The following is an 18,666-nucleotide window of genomic DNA, read 5'->3' as shown; positions in this document are numbered from 1 at the left end:
CCCAGTCATATTATTGCGAGCTATTTAATGTTACAGCTGAATAACCTATGTAAAGGATACGTTGACGGTGGTGAATTTCATCCAGTTTTACAAGGTGCGGAACTGACATTAAATCAAGGCGATCAGGTTGCTCTTATGGGCGAAAGTGGTACAGGAAAAAGTACGCTACTCAACCTGATTGCAGGGCTCGACACCATCGACTCAGGAGAAGTTCAATATCCGGATTTCTCTATGCACGAAAGTCCAGAACACCTAAGGACTGCATATCGACGCAATAATGTGGGTCTTATTTTTCAGCAATTCAATTTACTTCCTACGCTAAATATCGCCGATAACATTCGCTTTTGTCGTCAGCTTAAAGGGTTACCAGAAGATCATGGACTGTGGCGACAAATTTTGTCGGCGTTGGATCTTATGCCTCTATTAGGGCGCTACCCAGAAGAGGTTTCAGGGGGGCAGCAGCAGAGGGCTGCGATCGCAAGAGCCTTGTATATGGAGCCAAAGATTTTGTTGGCCGATGAGCCAACTGGGAGTTTAGATGAAAGAAACGCCGAAGCGGTGATGCGCTTATTGACTTCCTTAACTCGCCAATTAGATTGCACGCTTTTGTTGGTCACGCACAGTGATAAAGTGGCCGAACACATGGATGGTCGCATTCGTCTCCAGGGAGGGCAACTCCATGTTATGGCCCGTAGTTAAAGCGTTATTCGGGCACTATCGTCGTTATCCTTTACAGATGATCTTAGTTTTACTTGGGTTAACGCTGGGCGTTTCTTTGCTGGTTGGGGTTACCTCTATCAATCATCATGCTCGTCAGAGCTACGCTGACGGTGAGAAACTCTTTTCGAATCCATTACCCTATCGAATTCGACCTAAGCATATTAGTAATACGGTCCCGCAGGGCTTATACGTTCAGTTAAGGCGTGATGGCTTTAATGAGTGCGTCCCATTCGTTCAGCAAAATCTCACGACGGCTAATGGCGATGAATTAGTGTTGGTGGGTTTGGACCCCATTGCCATGTTTCAAACTGAGCAAGGGATGTCACTGGCACAACTCAAAAGCCTGGATCTCATGAATCCACCGTATCCCATTGTAGTAAGCCAAGGGCTAGCAGAACGCCATGACTGGAAAGATGGAGATTCAATAACGCTAGACGATCAGTCGCTTCTTGGGCCCATTGTTGTCGATAGCAATAAAAGTTTGAGCGGCACTCGCATGATTGCGGATATCTCGCTACTCAGGATGCTTAATCGCAGTTCCGGTATCGGCCTGATCGCTTGCGGAGAAATGCCAAAAGACAAATTGGCCAGCTTAAAGAGCAGCCTTCCTAACGGTTTGTCTTTATCACGAAGCTCCCATTCAGAACTTGAATCATTAACCAATGCCTTTCATATGAATCTTAGCGCGCTTGGTATGCTGGCCTTTGTCGTCGGACTATTTATTTTTTATCAAGCCATTTCACTTTCGTTCGTTCAGCGTCAGCCTCTTGTTGGTATTTTACGACAGACTGGGGTGTCAGGCTGGCAATTGGCGCAAGCGTTATCAATAGAACTCATCGGTATGATATTCATCAGCTGGCTATGTGGCAATGTGTTCGGATTGATGCTTGCAAATCAATTAATCCCAGCCGTAGCCACTAGTTTGGGTGAGCTTTACAACGCGAATGTAGGTATTGATATTGGTTGGAGCTATTACTCAAGCTTCTACAGTCTAGGCATGTGTGTGCTAGGGGTGATTACTGCATGTATTTGGCCACTTGTTCGTTTGCTGCGCTCACAGCCGAATCGGTTGACTTCGCGTTTGTCACTGGTCAGGTTCGCCGGAACTGAATTTACTCTCCAAGCCTTTTTAGCTTGCGCGTTGTGTGTCGCGGGTGTGGCTATCTACCAAGTGCCCCAAACACAAACATCAGGCTTTGCCATTATTGCGCTGCTGATGATGAGTGTCGCGCTCTTTACTCCATTTTTAATTTGGAAAGTGTTCACCAGTTTTACCTACTCTCTGCGTTGGGTGAAGTTACGTTGGTTCTTTGCCGATGCCGCAACCAGTATGAGTTATCGTGGTGTGGCAACGATGGGATTAATGCTCGCCATGGCTGGCAATATTGGTGTGGAGACCATGGTTGGGAGCTTCCGTGATACGACCGATAAGTGGTTAACACAAAGGTTAGCCGCTGATCTATATATTTATCCAAGTACTAACGCCGCTACTCGTTTGAACAATTGGTTACAAAAGCAACCTGAAGTTGAGAGTGTCTGGTGGCGATGGGAAAAAGATGAGCAAACAGCAAGAGGCGTACTTCAAATAGTAAGTACCGGTGCTTCTGACGCGGAACTTGACGCGCTGACCGTCAAACTTGGTATTCCAAACTACTGGTATCATTTGCACCACTCTAAAGGTGTGATGATCAGTGAGTCTATGTCGTTGAAATTAAACATCAGACCTGGCGACTTTATCAGTCTTTCTAATCAGCTTGGACAACGGTGGCAGGTTGTTGGTGTCTATTACGATTATGGTAATCCGTATAACCAAGCTTTGTTATCGCATCGAAATTGGCTCAATGAATATGCAGGTACCGGCGACGTTGCTCTTGGCGTTGAGCTTAAATCGGGGGTGAACCCAACCGGATTAAAGCATCGACTGGCTTCTGTATTTCGTTTGAATTCCGATCGCGTGTTTGATAATAGCGATATTCATACACAAGCCATGAAGGTGTTTGATCGTACCTTTGCTATCGCTGATTCTTTAGGCCATATCACGTTATTTATCGCGGTTTGCGGAATTTTCTTTGCCACCTTAGCTGGCGAGGTTTCCCGCCAGCGGCATATAGCGTTGTTGCGTTGCTTTGGTATTTCAGGCAAAGAGCTCGTCATTATAAGTGGGCTTCAACTTCTTGTTTTCTGTATGATCTCGGTAGTGATCGCAATGCCTCTCGGGTTGGCTTTAGCAAGCCTTGTGGTGGATGTTGTGATAAAACAATCGTTCGGTTGGACCTTGGAGTTGAGATTTGTTCCTATAGAATATATTAAGACAATATTTTGGGTGATTGCATCGTTAATGGTGGCTGGCGCACTGCCTGTATGGCGAACGATTAAGAGCACACCCATGAAGTCTTTACGGGATTCGCTATAAATGAAAAGTACTCCAAAGATCGGTAAGTTAAGTTTTATTCGTTTGTTGCTTTCTGTTACTGTGATTCTCTTTGTATCAATCCTACTTTACTTGAGTTCCGACCTCTCTGATTCTGATGTCCCCGATCGTTCGCATCAAGCCGTTGTCCAAATGTTGCAAAAAAAAGTGTTTGAACCGGTCCTGCCTGATCAAAGCGTTAGCCTTCCAGACGACTTTAAATCTCACCCAGAATATCAGCATGAATGGTGGCAGTATTTTGCCAATGTTGTTGATCAGCAAGGCACTGAATATGCAATTCAATGGAGTTTTTTTCGAGTAGCTAGGGATGAGAGAAAGACGGAAGGCTGGCAAAATCCTCAGATTTATATTTCTCACGCTGTTATTTCCAATAAAACGCAAGTATGGAAAGAGCAGAGGATTGCTCGAGGGGGAATCGGGCAGTCGGGGACGAATGTGAACCCATTTAAGTTATGGATAGATAATTGGGGGTGGCAGTCATTGGGTTATACACCCTTTCCCGGTGAGTTGGACATTTCAACGAATGATTTCAGCATAAACCTTCAAACATTGACAGCAGGCCCTTTTGCGCTGCTTGGCGATAATGGTTATCAACCAAAACATGATCTCCTTCCTATCGCGGCATTTAACATTAATGCGCCATTTTTGTCTGTATCTGGCGAACTGAGCCTAGATAATGGTGAGCCATTAAAAGTGAAAGGCAGTGCATGGATGAGCAAAGAGTGGGGGAGTCAGCTGATTTCGAAGCATCAGGAAGGGTGGGATTGGTTTGTCATTAATCTAACCCCGACTGAGACGTTAACCGTAAGTCGTTATCGCCATCATGAGCAGATGCCGTATCTCTATGGTTCTATCATCAGTAATAGTGGAAGAAACACGCTACTTGATGAAAAGAGCATCTCTTTAAGTCCCTCAAAAACAACCGTATCGTCGAGCGGAAAAAAAATACCTCTTGAATGGAGGATAGTGATTGCTGAGCATGGTATCGATGTATTACTCACACCGGTTAATCGTAATCTATTACTACCTTTTGTCATTCCTTACTGGGAGGGGCCAGTTGAAACATCAGGTTCTCACGAAACGAAAGGGTTTATGCAACTAACGGGCTATTAATGCCCAATGTGCTATAGCTCTCATTTTTTTAGATGATTAGACTCGCTTAATCTTTTGATTAGCGAGTTTTTTTTATTCTAGTTCTTTTGTGTAACATTATGTTATAAATTGAATGATTAAGTGTGCCTCTGATTGTTATATCGGAAATCCCGAATTAATATATCAGAAGAAACGAAATTACATGTGCTAAAGATAAAAGCTAGTCACCACTAATTCGTTAATTTTTTAATTATTTAAAATTCTAAGGGCAACAACAACATGACAAGTATGATTCGTGACTTCTTAAAAATGGAGTCATCTAGTGGTATTTTACTGGTCATTGCCGCAATCACTGCGATGATGATAGCTAACTCGCCTCTCAACGGCTTTTATCAGGGTTTTTTACATACTTATTTGTTGGGGATGTCTCTATCTCATTGGATAAACGATGGCTTAATGGCTATCTTTTTTCTTATTATCGGTCTTGAGGTGAAACGTGAGCTGGTTGAAGGTGCGCTGAAATCAAAAGAAACCGCTATGTTCCCTGCAATCGCTGCAGTGGGTGGCATGTTAGCGCCTGCACTTGTTTATGTTTTATTTAATTATCAAGATCCAGAAGCCCTAGCCGGTTGGGCAATACCTGCTGCCACCGATATCGCATTCGCACTTGGGATTATGGCTCTTTTGGGTAATCGTGTTCCTATCAGCCTAAAAGTCTTTTTACTTGCTTTAGCGATCATCGATGACTTGGGCGCTGTTATTATTATTGCGCTTTTCTATACCAACGATTTGTCGGTAACTGCGTTGACAGTCGGTTTTATTTCAACTGCTGTTTTGTTTATCTTAAACTCACGTCGTGTCACGTCTTTACCTCTGTACCTAATTATTGGCTTCGTGCTTTGGTTTGCGGTACTAAAATCTGGAGTGCATGCAACGTTAGCGGGTGTTGTTGTCGGGTTCGCTATTCCATTAAAAGGGAAAACCGCCAGTGACTCGCCGCTTAAAACGTTAGAACACGCCTTACACCCTTACGTCGCCTTCGGTATTTTACCTTTGTTTGCGTTAGCTAATGCAGGCGTATCTTTACAGAATATCTCGGTAGAAGGTTTAACGTCTATGCTTCCTTTAGGTATCGCTTTGGGCCTATTGGTGGGCAAGCCTATTGGTATTATGTCTTTCTGTTGGCTGTCGCTGAAATTGGGAGTTGCAAAGCTTCCTGACGGGATTCAGATGCGACATATTTTTGCGGTGTCTATCTTGTGTGGTGTGGGTTTTACAATGTCGATATTTATATCTTCATTGGCTTTTGGTTTTGAGAAAGAAGTCATGGACACATATGCTCGCCTAGGCGTTCTACTTGGCTCTACAGCCTCTGCACTATTGGGTTATGCAATATTAAGTATTGTTTTACCAAAGCAAAAAGCAGTGACAAATTAATTTATAATAGTTCGCAAAGGTAAACGGTAATGTTCCTTTGCGAACTTTTCTCCTATTCAGAAATCTCCTCTAGTTACACTTAGATACAGAAAATTGTCGTTTAATCTACAACGTTATTTGACAAGTCATTTCTTCTTTTTATTCCGTGAACAATTAATAATCAGTTTCCTTTCTTTAAATATTTCCCACTGTATTTAGATGGTATTTTCGTCGTATTTGTCGGTTTCTTACGGAAATGCCGAGTTATTGCTTCATAACAAGCGAGTATTCAAGCGAGAGCTATTTAAATAAACTCCTCGTTCAATAATATCGTTACTTTCTGCATTTCGTTTTTGAATATTATTGCGTTATAGATTGGTTGTGATTATGCTTTTTTTAAGGTTTCTCATGCACTAACTCGTATACACTAACTCAAATATCGGATTTATTTTGAGTTAGCGTCTTGCTACTTGATTCTATGGTCGAAGTTTTTGGAGGCTATTTTTAATGCTTATTGCTGTCCTGTCAGGTTTTTTCCTGGCGGCATTTGTTCCTTGGTTGTTTAAGCGTTTTGGTGAAAAAACCAGCCAGTTGCTCGCACTATTGCCAGCGGCTTTGTTTGTCTATTTTCTTACTTTTTTGCCGGCTGTGACAAGCGAAGGTCCACTGCTGATCAGTTATGAATGGGTACCACTATTAGGTATCAGTTTGAATTTTTGGCTAGATGGGTTGAGCCTACTGTTTGCGTTATTGATTTCGGGTATCGGTTTTTTCGTCATGATTTATACAGGCAGCTACCTAGCTCATAAAGCCGATCAGCGTAAGCTCTTAATGTATCTGATGGCATTTATGGCGGCGATGTTAGGCGTTGTGCTGTCTAGCAACCTGATGGCCATGTTTGTCTTCTGGGAACTGACCAGCATTACTTCGTATATGCTGATTGGTTATTACCATGAAAAAGAATCATCGCGTAAATCAGCGCTTCAAGGACTGATGGTGACCGTTGGTGGTGGTCTTGCGCTACTGGCGGGCATTATTATGCTTGGCTTGATTGCCGGTACTTATGAAGTCAGGGAGATTCTTGCTCAAGGCACGAGTCTTCAATCTCATCCCTTATTCCCTGCAATGATGGTGTTGGTCCTACTTGGTGCATTTACTAAGTCAGCGCAATTCCCATTTCATTTTTGGTTGCCTAACGCAATGGCTGCCCCAACGCCTGTCAGTTCTTACTTACACTCCGCCACCATGGTAAAAGCGGGTGTCTATTTGATGGCTCGATTGCAACCTACGATGGCAGGTTATGAAGCATGGACTGTTGCGCTTACATTCTTTGGTGCGACGACAATGTTACTCGGAGCCACTTTGGCTGTCACGAGTACCGATTTGAAACGTATTTTGGCGTACTCGACTGTAATGGCATTAGGTACGTTAACGATGCTCATTGGTATCGGTACGGAAGCTTCATTGGTTGCAGCGGTAGTCTTTTTGTTAGGTCACGCGCTGTATAAAGGTGCGCTCTTTATGGCCGCAGGTACGATTGATCATGAAGCGGGAACAAAAGACGTACGTGAATTAGGCGGGCTTAGAAAGGCTATGCCGTATACGGCCGCCTTTATGTCATTAGCCGCTTTGGCACTGGCTGGCGTTCCACCACTGTTCGGCTTCATTGGTAAAGAATTGATGCTAGAAGGGGTTTTATCTAGCCCTTGGGCTGTGCTTCTTATCTTCATGACGTTGTTAACCTCTGTCTTTATCGTGGCTTGCGCAGGGTTGCTTGTGATTAAACCATTTTGGGGTGAAAAGAAAGTAACACCGAAAGAGGTCCATGAAGCGCCGATGGGTATGCGTTTAGGTTTTTCTGTACTGGCGACCGTAGGGCTGATTTTTGGGTTAATGCCAAGTCTCGTGACACCGTTAGTATCTTCTGCGGTGAGTGCGATCTCATTTGGTCAGATTGAGTCCGTTGATTTAGCACTTTGGCATGGTATCAATCTACCGCTGATGATCAGCGTTACCGCTCTAGGTTTGGGTTATTTGCTGTTTAAGAAGTGGGACACGTTAGGCCCACGAGCATCAACATTGAAACCTATGCTTGAGTACGGACCTGAACGTGGTTACGAAATATTTATGGATAACTTAGTGACGTTTGCTAAGTGGAGTACCATGAAGCTGCAAAATGGCTACATGGCAAACTATATCCTAACGATCTTTATTACGACGATTGCACTAGTCGCGTATGCCATGTTCACCAAAGTTGGCTTCCATTGGGATATTGATTTCTCTGATGTGACGCTTAAAGACGTAGGCATCTCGATTCTCATTATCGCGGTGATTACCTATGCGTGCATAACGCCTCTTCGACTTGGCGCCGTTGCCGCTATTGGTGCTCTGGGCTTTTCGATGGCGTTAATCTATGTCTTCTTTAGTGCTCCAGATCTAGCGATTACTCAAGTACTGATAGAAACCTTGACGGTTATTATGCTTGTTCTCGTGCTGTTTAGATTGCCTAAATTCCAAAAACTATCAAGCAGTGACGTACGCTGGAGAGACTGTTTTGTGGCGGTTACTTTTGGCGTGATGATGGCCGTTCTACTGTTGACGGTTACGCACTTTGCGATGCCTGATCGTATCAGTTCCTATCTTATTGAGAATAGCTACACGATTGCCAAAGGACGAAATATCGTCAACGTAATCCTAGTCGACTACCGTGTACTCGATACGTTAGGTGAACTATTCGTACTTTCCCTTGCCGCAATAGGGGTTACAGCCATGCTTCGAACTCGGGAGGAAAAGTAATGAACAATACGGGGACTTCTCTCATTCTTCAGGTAGTGGCGCGTTTTTTACTGCCAATGCTGTTGTTGTTTTCTGTGTTTTTGTTGTTACGTGGGCACAACGAGCCAGGCGGTGGTTTTATTGCTGGTTTGGTCGCTTCAGCCGCATTTGCGCTTCACTTTTTTGCTTTTGACGCGTCTCAAACTCGAAAGCTTATTGGTATCGACAGTAGTTACTTGATGGGTGGTGGCTTGCTGATTTCGTTATTGAGTGGTTTTACTGGTTTTCTAATGTCAGGCAGTGCTTACCTAAGTGCAGTATGGTGGGATGTGTATGTTCCCGGTATTGGAGAATTAAAATTGAGCACACCTTTGATTTTTGATGTTGGCGTTTATCTTGTCGTTACGGGCATGGTTACAACGTTACTCTTCTCGTTAGCACAGTTGGAGGAATAAATGACAACTCTATTTGCTATTGTCATTGGTGCTCTTTACGCCGCAGCACTCTATATGATGCTTCGACGTAGTGTGGTTAAGCTCGTGATTGGACTGATGATTTTGTCTAATGCGACCAATTTGTTGATTTTCACGGGCGGAGGCTTGATTCGTGGTGCGCCTCCTCTTATTGAGGAAGGAATGAAAATACCATCGGGGCCGATAGCCGATCCATTGCCTCAAGCTCTTATTCTAACGGCTATCGTGATTAGTTTTGGTGTGTTGGCATTTGCTGTTGTACTGATAAAGCGCGCTTATAAAGTCATAGGCGCAGACGACATGAACGAAATGAAGAGTACAGATTCACAATTATGATGATATTAATGCCAGTACTGATCCCAATGTTTGCGGCAGCGTTATCAATGTTGCTGTGGAAGCATCGAACGCTACAGCGTTGGATCAGTGTAATCTCAAATTTTTCGCTGCTGGTTGCCGCGATTACGTTATTTAACAAGGTTTACACGAGTGGTATTCAGGCCACCAATCTAGGAGGCTGGGAAGCACCGTTTGGTATCACTTTAGTGGCCGATTTACTTGCGGTCGTCATGGTGACAGTGTCTTCGGTTGTGGCGTTTTGCATATCAATCTATGCATTGGCCACCATGACCAAAGAACACGAGAAGTTTGGTTTCTATCCTTTATTGCATCTAATGCTTGCGGGCGTTATTGGCTCGTTCCTAACCGGAGATATATTCAACCTGTACGTATGGTTCGAGATAATGCTCGTGGCATCGTTTGGCTTGCTGATCTTAGGGGGTGAACGAAGCCAGATGGAGGGTGCGCTGAAATATGTAACGCTTAACCTACTGTCGTCAGCGCTGTTTCTAAGTGCGGTAGGCTTGTTGTACGCCTATGCGGGCACGTTGAATATGGCCGATTTGGGACAAAAGTTGTCAATGTCTGCCAACCCTGAGGTTGTGACGGTCATATCGCTGCTCTTCTTGGTCGCCTTTGGTATTAAAGCCGCTGCATTTCCGTTGTTTTTCTGGTTACCAGCGTCGTATCACACGCCTCCTGTTGCGATCTCTGCGGTCTTTGCCGGCTTGCTAACCAAAGTGGGTGTTTACGCCTTATACCGAGTGTTCAGTGTCATCTTCGTGGGCGATGTGGACTTTACTCATCATACTTTATTGATGTGGATGGGCATCTTTACCATGGTCACGGGTGTGCTAGGCGCCGCCGCTCAGTTTGAAGTTCGTAGAATTCTCTCATTTCATATTGTGAGCCAAATTGGTTATATGATTTTAGGTCTCGCACTCTTTACGCCATTGGCGATTTTAGGAGGCGTGTTTTACTTATTCCATCACATCATAGTCAAAACCAATCTCTTCCTAATCAGTGGTGTGATGTATCGAATGCACGGTAGCTACCGATTGGAGAAGCTGGGGGGGCTTTATAAGTCCGCGCCTTTCTTAGCCATTCTGTTTGCAGTGCCGGCAATGTCACTGGCTGGGATCCCACCGTTATCGGGTTTCTTTGCCAAGTTCGTCGTTATACAGGCGGGTATTGAAGCCAAGGAATGGATTGGTGTCTTCGCTTCATTAGCGGTTGGTTTGCTCACTATGTATTCAATGATTAAGATTTGGTCTGAAGCGTTTTGGAAGAAATTACCAGATGACGCAGAGACTCGACCAGCGATGTCTGATTCAGAACGTTTGTGTCTCTACTTGCCAATCATCGTGATGGCGATCATTACTATTACCATTGGTATCAATGCGGAATGGTTTGTAAATCTAGCTTCTATGACGGCGGAACAAATACTTGACCCGCAGCAATACATTGACGCGGTATTGGGAGGTCAATCATGAAGGCATTTGGATGGAATATGCTGCTTGCATTAGCTTGGCTAGTGCTATCCGGTACCTATACCATATCTAATTTTTTTGCAGGCATGCTGCTGAGCTATGTCGTTCTGGCTTATGTATTGCGAGACCATGAACCATTTAAAGTCTATTTTGGTAAGTTACCAAAGATGCTTAATTTTATTCTGTTCTTTATTTGGGATTTAATTAAAGCGAATGCGAGAGTGGCCTACGATGTCGTCACTCCGACGCATTTAATGAAACCAGCGGTTATTGCAGTGCCATTGGATATCGACACTGATGGGGGTATTACGATCTTCTCTACTTTGATCACGGTAACACCTGGATCGCTGGCACTGGATGTATCAACGGATAAAAAGGTGCTTTATGTTCATCTGATGTATTTCGAAGATGAGAAACTTCATATCGCTGAGCTTAAGCGCCTTGAAGCCATGGTTATTGATTTATTAGGTTAAAATTATGCTAGATACTGTTTATAACATTTGCTTCATTATTATGACCTTGGCGTTGCTACTTTCCTCGGTCAGGTTATTGAAAGGGCCGTCTTTACCAGATCGAGTTGTCGCACTTGAATTGATGGCGTCAATCACTGTAGGGCTGGTTGTTCTCTATAGCATTGCTCATAGTGAGCCAAAGTTTATTGATGTTGCGATCGTATTGGCACTGACGTCTTTCTTAGCGGCGGTCGGTTTTTCTCGATACTTAGAACAAAGAGGGATTAGAGAGGATGATTGATATTATCGTAGCTTTTTTCGTACTAACAGGTGCTTGCCTCATGTTATTGGCCAGTATCGGTATTAATCGCATGCCTGATCTTTTAACGCGCATGCACGCAACTACGAAAGCTGGCGCCCTGGGTATTGGTTTAATTGTGGTCGCGTTCTCGATCATTTTTTGGAGTGATACAGCGGTGGTCGTACGTGCTATGGCGGTTGTGCTTTTTGTTATTCTTACTGCTCCTATTGCGGCTCATGTACTGGCTAGAACCAGTTACTTTGTCGGCGTTCCAGTTTGGGAAGGGACGGTGAAAGATGCGATAAAAGAGCAGTACGACATGGATACTCACCAGCTATCGAGTCGCTGTGCTGAAAAGAAAAAGGTGCCTGAATAGGTGAATAGGTCAGTATAGTTTGCCTTGCTAGTGAGGTTTGTCGTCATGAAATGAGGTCAAACAATGATTGAGTGAGAAAACGGTAATGTCTGTCTTTTCTCAGTCTCACACTTTTAAAAATGCTCCCAAGAATAGGGGGCATTTTTTTTCGCATCGCACGTGGTTGAACAAACATTAATGGTCATGACTAGAAAAATAGACCAGCCTGTCTTTTTATACCGCAGGATAGAAAGATTTATGGGTATAACAACGCTAAATGGAGGGAATATAAGCAAGCAGAAGGTAGGTGAAGGAGCTTGGTTTTATTTACAAATTGGTTAGTAAAAATAGTTGCCAGCCTCTTTGAGTTTGTGATACTTTTCCGCGCAATCTCGGAGCACTTATTAATGCATTACTCTGGGGGATACTCGTAACGTACATTCGGCTGATTGTCTCGTTGCGTAGGGTAGGTATCAGCAAGCCCTTGTTGATAGACGGGATAGTTTTGTTGCATTGGCAACAGATGAGAGAGAAACCCAACAGTGAAAACCTTTAATTTATACAGCCTAATCAGCTTCGTACTTCCTAAGTGCCCTGTACTTCACGTCAGTAGCATTACTGAACCCTGAATTCCAGAACTCCTAATGGACCACTCTAAATGGTCACGATCTTAATCCCGAACGTATGGATGTTTTCGGAAGGTATTGCTTTGCCTCTTTTTTATCAACCAGAGTGTCTATCAACTGAGTTGAAAGAGCGCAAATCCTCTATTTTTTAGGGAATTACAATGAGTACAGTTTTTGACGTCGATAACACGCTTATCGCAACCCCTTTTTCTACTAAAGTTCCTCATGTAGAAGGTCTTTATGATCTCACACCAGACCAAATCCTGCTGGATCAAGCAGAACATGAGTCTGAAGTTCGTTCATACCCAAGACGTTTACCCATAGCGATAAAACAAGCTCAAGGTGTGCTTGTCGAAGATACGCGTGGTCAGCTTTTTTTAGATTGCCTAGCGGGTGCGGGCACCTTGGCTCTGGGTTATAACCACCCAGAGATCAATCAAGCGCTTAAAGACCAGCTTGACTTGGGCTTGCCATATCAAACCTTAGATATGACGACCCGAGCAAAAGACACCTTTATCAAGCGTGTGAAGGCATTTTTACCGAAAGAGTTCGCCCATAATTCTGCAATTCAGTTTTGTGGCCCGTCAGGGGCTGATGCTGTTGAAGCGGCGATCAAGCTGGCTAAGCAAACCACCGGTCGTAATACCATGTTTGCTTTTCGCGGCGCGTACCATGGCATGACCAATGGCACTATGGGTATGATGGGTAACCTCAGTACCAAAGCGCGTCGAACGGGTTTGATGTCTGACGTTCACTTTATGCCTTTCCCATACAACCTACGTTGTCCATTTGGTTTGGGTGGCGAGGAAGGGGCTCAAGCGAGTATTCGTTATATTGAACGGCTACTTCATGATGATGAAGCTGGAATCATGAAACCTGCGGCTATTATTGTTGAGCCTGTTCAAGGTGAAGGAGGGGTTTTACCAGCTCCTGCATCTTGGCTTCGCGAACTTAGACGTATTTGTGACGAGCATGAAATTTTACTGATCCTTGATGAGATTCAATGTGGTGTAGGAAAAACAGGCTATCGATTTGCGTTTGAAGAAGCGGGCATCTCTCCGGATATCTTGTGTTTATCAAAAGCCATTGGTGGTGGATTACCGATGTCTATCCTTGTATTTAACAAAGAGATTGATACATGGAAAGCGGGTGAGCATACCGGTACATTCCGTGGAAACCAGTTGGCGATGGTATCCGGTGCTAAAGCATTAGAAATCATCGAGCGTGATAACTTGGTTGAGCATGCCAATATTGCCGGTCAATATTTGCGAATGGGCCTTGAAAGCATTCAAAAGCGCGTGAATTGCATAGCAGAAGTTCGTGGCAAGGGCTTGATGCTAGGCATGGAAATCCAAAAGGCTGATGGTTCGACGAATAAATTTGGTGAGCCTGTCGCCGATGGTGAACTGACACTTGCGATTCAGCGGGCAGCACTAGAGCGTGGGCTGATGGTTGAAAAAGGCGGGCGTGATGGCTCTGTTATTCGCTTCCTTCCACCTATGATTATCTCGTTTGAGCAGATCGATTTCGCCCTTCGAGTCATGGAAGACGCGATCTTGGCTGCTGGTGGCGGCAAGCGAGAGTCACTCGAAGAGAACGCAAAGTGGAAACAGCACTTTATTCATACCGGTGAAAATGGCGCTGATAATTATGCGGCGGTGATGAACCACGCGACCAACACGTTAAAGCAAATTTTTGAGCAGGTCGATAAGCCATACACGGGTATGGATCCCAAGCTTCTAGAAGCTCAAGTTAACGCCGTGTGTTTAGATTCTGCCAATCACAGCCTAAAAGAGGTGATTGATAGCACCAGTGATTTAGTCGTAAAGAATTCTATTTTCACACAGCACCCTAATTGCATTGCACACTTACATACACCACCGTTGATGCCGGCGATCGCCGCTGAAGCTATGATTGCGGCTCTGAATCAATCTATGGATTCATGGGATCAAGCGTCTTCTGCAACGTATGTTGAGCAGCGTGTGGTTGATTGGTTATGTGGTAAATACGAACTAGGTAACCAGGCTGACGGTATCATCACCAGTGGTGGTACACAAAGTAACCAAATGGGCTTATTACTCGCTCGTGATTGGATTGCCGATAAGCTTTCTAACCATTCCATTCAAAAGCTGGGGTTGCCTGAATACGCTCACAAACTGCGCATTATCTGCTCTGAAAAATCACACTTTACGGTGCAGAAATCCGCATCGTGGATGGGACTTGGTGAGAAATCAGTAGTGACTGTACCTGCACATGTTAACGGTACCATGGACACATCGCTTCTTGATTCGACCATCAGTGATCTTAAGCAACAAGGTCTGATCCCATTTGCCATTGTGGGCACGGCGGGGACCACCGATCACGGTGCCATTGATGATTTAGTCACACTGGCGGATTCAGCGAAGCAACATGACCTATGGCTCCATGTCGATGGCGCATATGGTGGCGCTTTGATTCTAAGCCGTCACAAAGATCGATTGGCTGGTATTGAGCGAGCGGATTCCATCAGTGTAGACTTCCACAAATTGTTCTATCAAACAATCAGTTGTGGTGCGTTATTGCTTAAAGATAAGTCTCAGTTTAAGTACTTGCTTCATCACGCAGACTACTTGAACCGTGAACACGATGAGCTGCCTAACTTAGTGGACAAATCCATTGCGACCACCAAACGTTTTGATGCGCTTAAAGTCTTCATGACCATGCAGAATGTTGGCCCGCAAGCACTGGGCGAAATGTATGACCATATCATCACTCAGACGCTTGAAGTGGCTGATAACATTCGAGCACATGAAAATTTTGAACTGCTGGCCGAGCCGTCATTGTCAACGGTGCTATTCCGAGCGATTGGCACGTGTGAAGGCTCTACCGACAAACTGAATCAAAAAGTTCGTATAGAAGCGTTAGTTCGTGGTGTGGCTGTGCTCGGTGAAACTGTGGTAGCAGGGCAATCTGCATTGAAGTTTACGATCCTGAATCCATGTCTGACGATGGCAGATTTTGAGCAATTAATTACAGATATAAACCAGTTAGTCACAGAACTCGCTGATTAATTGAATAGAACATAAGGTAAAAGAACAATGGCAATTCTACAAATTGGTGCAGGTGGTGTTGGTTGGGTAGTCGCACATAAAGCGGCGCAAAACAACGAAGTGTTAGGTGATATTACCATCGCCTCACGTACTCTTAGTAAGTGCGAAAAAATCATCGAGTCAATCAAAGGCAAAAATAATCTTAAAGACACGACTAAGAAGCTAGAAGCTCGTGCTGTGAATGCTGATGACGTTGACGCTTTGGTAGCGCTGATTAAAGAAGTGAAGCCTGATCTCGTGATCAATGCGGGCCCTCCGTGGGTTAACATGTCCATTATGGAAGCGTGTTACCAAGCTAAAGTGAGCTACTTAGATACATCGGTTGCCGTAGACCTTTGTTCAGAAGGCCAACAAGTCCCTCAAGCGTACGACTGGCAATGGGGTTACCGCGAGAAGTTTGCCGAAGCAGGCATCACGGGTATCTTAGGCGCGGGTTTTGATCCAGGCGTTGTTTCTATTTTTGCAGCGTATGCAGTTAAGCACTTGTTTGATGAAATCGATACGATTGATGTGATGGACGTTAACGCAGGCGATCATGGCAAAAAGTTCGCGACGAACTTTGACCCAGAGACGAACATGCTTGAGATTCAAGGTGATTCGTTCTACTGGGAAAATGAAGAGTGGAAACAAGTCCCTTGTCACTCACGTATGCTTGAGTTTGATTTTCCGAACTGTGGCTCTCATAAAGTGTACTCAATGGCGCACGATGAAGTTCGTTCAATGAAAGAGTTCATCCCGGCTAAACGCATTGAATTTTGGATGGGCTTCGGTGATGCTTATTTGAACTACTTCAACTGTATGCGTGACATCGGTCTGTTGAGCCCAGATCCTCTGACGCTTCACGATGGAACCGTTGTTCAGCCATTGCATGTTCTTAAAGCATTGTTACCAGATCCAACTTCTTTGGCTCCGGGTTACACGGGTTTGACGTGTATCGGTACTTGGGTACAAGGTAAGAAAGACGGTAAAGAGCGTAGTGTATTCATTTACAATAATGCTGATCACGAAGTGGCTTACGAAGACGTAGAGCACCAAGCGATTTCTTACACGACGGGTGTCCCTGCAATTACGGCTGCGCTTCAGTTCTTCCGTGGAGAGTGGGCAGATAAAGGTGTGTTCAACATGGAACAGCTAAACCCAGACCCATTCCTAGCGACAATGCCAGAAATCGGTTTAGATTGGCATGTTCAAGAGCTAGAGCCAGGTCAGCCAATTATCCATAAACTGAAGTAACTTTGTTGGATCCTAACAAAGTCATTTAGATTGAAGCCGATGCCATAGCGTCGGCTTTGTTCGATTTTTACGGTGAACATAATATGCAGAAAAACGAACTCAAAACCCCATACTTCATGATCAATGAAGACAAATTGATTGCGAACCTAGAGAAAGCCAAGCAGCTAAAAGACAGGTCAGGTGTAAAGTTAGTACTGGCACTGAAATGTTTCTCGACATGGGGTGTATTTGACATAATCAAACCGTACCTAGACGGTACAACAAGCTCTGGGCCTTACGAAGTTAAGTTGGGCCACGAAACCTTTGGTGGTGAAACACATGCTTACAGCGTCGGTTACAGTGAAGAGGATGTCAGAGAAGTTGCGGACATTTGTGACAAACTGATTTTTAACTCTCAAACTCAGCTTGCGGCGCATCGTCACATTGTTGAAGGCAAAGCATCCATTGGTTTACGGTTGAACCCAGGTGTGAGTTATGCAGGTCAAGACCTAGCTAATCCAGCCCGTCAATTTTCTCGCCTCGGGGTACAAGCGGATCACCTGGACAGTGCCGTCTTTGATTCTATAGATGGTGTGATGTTCCATATGAACTGTGAGAATAAAGACGTTGATGCCTTTGTTTCTCTTCTTGATGCCATTTCAGAGCAGTTCGGGTCTCATTTGGACAAACTCGATTGGGTCAGCTTGGGGGGCGGTGTTTTTTTTACCTGGCCAGATTATGATATTGAAAAACTGGGCTTGGCATTAAAGGCTTTTTCAGAAAAACATGGCGTTCAACTCTATTTGGAGCCGGGTGAAGCAATTATTACTAAAACCACCGATTTAGTTGTGACTGTCGTGGACATCGTGGATAACGTGAAGAAAACAGCGATTGTTGATTCAGCAACGGAAGCACACCGTTTAGACACGTTGATCTACAACGAGCCAGCAACGATTCTAGAAGCGAGTGAGAAAGGGGACCATGAGTATATTATTGGTTCTTGTTCATGTCTTGCCGGTGATCAGTTTTGTGTCGCAAACTTTGATGAGCCACTCTCTATTGGGCAGCGTTTGCACATTACCGACAGCGCAGGCTATACCATGGTTAAGCTTAACTGGTTTAACGGTTTGAAAATGCCTTCTATCTATTGCGAGCGTTCAAATGGTGATATTCAAAAGCTGAATGAATTTGGTTACAGTGATTTCAAACGTTCATTGTCGCAGTGGTCAGTCAGTCCTGTTGATAATGAATAACGCCCTGGTACGATATAACTGGTTGATAATAGTTAACTGGTTGATAATAGTTAACTGATTGATAATAAATAAAAAGAGCAGAAAATCTGCTCTTTTTTCTTTTTAGTATTCTATCCACCTCTTATGATGCTTCTAAAATAACCCGAGTATCTTCACTCAATGATTCGAGTTCATTGGCTACATCTTCAATTTGCACTTCACTCGGCAGTCGAACGGCTAAATTCGCGGTAAAGAGACTTGAACTCACCCCTCCGCCTCCGGCAACAAATACCCGCTGACAATCCATATCGAGAATACTGATCCCTTGAGCATCAAGTACATGGGTTATTTCATTGACAATGCCCGCGCGATCATTGGAATCGAGACGAAACTGAAAGATGGTTTCTTCTCGATGTGGTGATGTTTCTGAATCGACTATCTGGACTAACAGATCTTGGTGCGCTTTGAAAGCCGCTTTAACAATATCGACATTCGCTTTAGGGAGTTGAACTTTAATTACGGCGGCAACTTGGTCTTCAATGAAGTTGACTTTGCTGATTAACCATTTTCCGCCGTTGTCATGGGTTATGGAAGCAAATTGTTTGATCGTGGCGGGAGTGGCTTTCCCGACGAAATTGACGATAAATGTCGTATTCATAATGATTC

General features: G+C 44.3%; 15 protein-coding genes. 14 read left to right on the top strand and 1 reads right to left on the bottom strand.

Features of this window, described 5'->3' with window-relative positions:
• Positions 1-27: 27 nt before the first annotated feature.
• The 14 genes from QF117_RS14845 (at position 28) to nspC (ending at position 18,021) form a co-directional block, all read left to right on the top strand.
• The gene (locus QF117_RS14845; protein ID WP_282386476.1) at positions 28-699 is read left to right on the top strand and encodes an ABC transporter ATP-binding protein; all 672 of its coding nucleotides are present in this window, start codon (positions 28-30) and stop codon (positions 697-699) included.
• Complete coding sequence (locus tag QF117_RS14840) at positions 680-3,133, top strand: ABC transporter permease (RefSeq protein WP_282386475.1); 2,454 nt, start codon at positions 680-682, stop codon at positions 3,131-3,133. Before QF117_RS14845 ends, QF117_RS14840 begins: the two co-directional genes overlap by 20 nt.
• Positions 3,134-4,264 carry a lipocalin-like domain-containing protein gene (locus QF117_RS14835; RefSeq protein ID WP_282386474.1) on the top strand — a complete coding sequence of 377 codons (1,131 nt, stop codon included), beginning with the start codon at positions 3,134-3,136 and terminating at the stop codon, positions 4,262-4,264.
• Between the two features lie 258 nt (positions 4,265-4,522).
• Positions 4,523-5,680 carry a Na+/H+ antiporter NhaA gene (gene nhaA, locus QF117_RS14830; RefSeq protein WP_282386472.1) on the top strand — a complete coding sequence of 386 codons (1,158 nt, stop codon included), beginning with the start codon at positions 4,523-4,525 and terminating at the stop codon, positions 5,678-5,680.
• A gap of 486 nt (positions 5,681-6,166) precedes the next feature.
• Positions 6,167-8,455 carry a putative monovalent cation/H+ antiporter subunit A gene (locus tag QF117_RS14825; protein ID WP_282386470.1) on the top strand — a complete coding sequence of 763 codons (2,289 nt, stop codon included), beginning with the start codon at positions 6,167-6,169 and terminating at the stop codon, positions 8,453-8,455.
• On the top strand, positions 8,455-8,889 hold the full coding sequence (locus QF117_RS14820) for a Na+/H+ antiporter subunit B (RefSeq protein WP_282386468.1): 435 nt from the start codon (positions 8,455-8,457) through the stop codon (positions 8,887-8,889). Before QF117_RS14825 ends, QF117_RS14820 begins: the two co-directional genes overlap by 1 nt.
• Positions 8,890-9,243: a Na+/H+ antiporter subunit C gene (locus QF117_RS14815; RefSeq protein WP_017035313.1), complete on the top strand. Its 354-nt coding sequence runs from the start codon at positions 8,890-8,892 to the stop codon at positions 9,241-9,243.
• On the top strand, positions 9,240-10,736 hold the full coding sequence (locus QF117_RS14810; RefSeq protein WP_282386467.1) for a Na+/H+ antiporter subunit D: 1,497 nt from the start codon (positions 9,240-9,242) through the stop codon (positions 10,734-10,736). The genes QF117_RS14815 and QF117_RS14810 overlap by 4 nt, the downstream gene beginning before the upstream one ends.
• Positions 10,733-11,206 carry a Na+/H+ antiporter subunit E gene (locus QF117_RS14805; protein WP_017035315.1) on the top strand — a complete coding sequence of 158 codons (474 nt, stop codon included), beginning with the start codon at positions 10,733-10,735 and terminating at the stop codon, positions 11,204-11,206. Before QF117_RS14810 ends, QF117_RS14805 begins: the two co-directional genes overlap by 4 nt.
• A 4-nt stretch (positions 11,207-11,210) precedes the next feature.
• A complete protein-coding gene (locus tag QF117_RS14800) occupies positions 11,211-11,486 on the top strand; it encodes a cation:proton antiporter (protein ID WP_017035316.1) in 276 nt (91 codons plus the stop codon).
• On the top strand, positions 11,479-11,862 hold the full coding sequence (mnhG, locus tag QF117_RS14795; protein ID WP_282386464.1) for a monovalent cation/H(+) antiporter subunit G: 384 nt from the start codon (positions 11,479-11,481) through the stop codon (positions 11,860-11,862). The genes QF117_RS14800 and mnhG overlap by 8 nt, the downstream gene beginning before the upstream one ends.
• A 766-nt stretch (positions 11,863-12,628) precedes the next feature.
• Complete coding sequence (locus QF117_RS14790) at positions 12,629-15,517, top strand: pyridoxal phosphate-dependent class III aminotransferase (protein WP_282386462.1); 2,889 nt, start codon at positions 12,629-12,631, stop codon at positions 15,515-15,517.
• Positions 15,518-15,544: 27 nt separating this feature from the next.
• Positions 15,545-16,789 (top strand): carboxynorspermidine synthase, encoded by a 1,245-nt coding sequence (locus QF117_RS14785; RefSeq protein ID WP_282386461.1) that lies wholly within the window; start codon positions 15,545-15,547, stop codon positions 16,787-16,789.
• A gap of 83 nt (positions 16,790-16,872) precedes the next feature.
• The gene (gene nspC / locus QF117_RS14780; RefSeq protein ID WP_282386459.1) at positions 16,873-18,021 is read left to right on the top strand and encodes a carboxynorspermidine decarboxylase; all 1,149 of its coding nucleotides are present in this window, start codon (positions 16,873-16,875) and stop codon (positions 18,019-18,021) included.
• A 121-nt stretch (positions 18,022-18,142) separates the two neighbouring features.
• Here the strand turns inward: nspC and QF117_RS14775 are convergent, their stop codons facing one another.
• Positions 18,143-18,658, bottom strand: a complete 516-nt coding sequence (locus QF117_RS14775) for an ACT domain-containing protein (RefSeq protein WP_282386458.1) — start codon at positions 18,656-18,658, stop codon at positions 18,143-18,145.
• Between the last annotated feature and the right edge of the window lie 8 nt (positions 18,659-18,666).

Origin of the sequence: Vibrio sp. YMD68 (assembly GCF_029958905.1) — a bacterium.
Classification (GTDB): Bacteria; Pseudomonadota; Gammaproteobacteria; order Enterobacterales; family Vibrionaceae; genus Vibrio.
The sequence above is the reverse complement of the archived record's forward strand: the minus strand, read 5'-3'. Positions and strand labels throughout refer to the sequence as shown.

What these genes read in the sequence shown, in the direction of transcription:
- QF117_RS14845 (WP_282386476.1), top strand. Translation starts at nt 28, where the DNA reads ATGTTACAGCTGAATAACCTATGTAAAGGATACGTTGACGGTGGTGAA.
- QF117_RS14840 (WP_282386475.1), top strand. Translation starts at nt 680, where the DNA reads ATGTTATGGCCCGTAGTTAAAGCGTTATTCGGGCACTATCGTCGTTAT.
- QF117_RS14835 (WP_282386474.1), top strand. Translation starts at nt 3,134, where the DNA reads ATGAAAAGTACTCCAAAGATCGGTAAGTTAAGTTTTATTCGTTTGTTG.
- nhaA (WP_282386472.1), top strand. Translation starts at nt 4,523, where the DNA reads ATGACAAGTATGATTCGTGACTTCTTAAAAATGGAGTCATCTAGTGGT.
- QF117_RS14825 (WP_282386470.1), top strand. Translation starts at nt 6,167, where the DNA reads ATGCTTATTGCTGTCCTGTCAGGTTTTTTCCTGGCGGCATTTGTTCCT.
- QF117_RS14820 (WP_282386468.1), top strand. Translation starts at nt 8,455, where the DNA reads ATGAACAATACGGGGACTTCTCTCATTCTTCAGGTAGTGGCGCGTTTT.
- QF117_RS14815 (WP_017035313.1), top strand. Translation starts at nt 8,890, where the DNA reads ATGACAACTCTATTTGCTATTGTCATTGGTGCTCTTTACGCCGCAGCA.
- QF117_RS14810 (WP_282386467.1), top strand. Translation starts at nt 9,240, where the DNA reads ATGATGATATTAATGCCAGTACTGATCCCAATGTTTGCGGCAGCGTTA.
- QF117_RS14805 (WP_017035315.1), top strand. Translation starts at nt 10,733, where the DNA reads ATGAAGGCATTTGGATGGAATATGCTGCTTGCATTAGCTTGGCTAGTG.
- QF117_RS14800 (WP_017035316.1), top strand. Translation starts at nt 11,211, where the DNA reads ATGCTAGATACTGTTTATAACATTTGCTTCATTATTATGACCTTGGCG.
- mnhG (WP_282386464.1), top strand. Translation starts at nt 11,479, where the DNA reads ATGATTGATATTATCGTAGCTTTTTTCGTACTAACAGGTGCTTGCCTC.
- QF117_RS14790 (WP_282386462.1), top strand. Translation starts at nt 12,629, where the DNA reads ATGAGTACAGTTTTTGACGTCGATAACACGCTTATCGCAACCCCTTTT.
- QF117_RS14785 (WP_282386461.1), top strand. Translation starts at nt 15,545, where the DNA reads ATGGCAATTCTACAAATTGGTGCAGGTGGTGTTGGTTGGGTAGTCGCA.
- nspC (WP_282386459.1), top strand. Translation starts at nt 16,873, where the DNA reads ATGCAGAAAAACGAACTCAAAACCCCATACTTCATGATCAATGAAGAC.
- QF117_RS14775 (WP_282386458.1), bottom strand. Translation starts at nt 18,658, where the DNA reads ATGAATACGACATTTATCGTCAATTTCGTCGGGAAAGCCACTCCCGCC.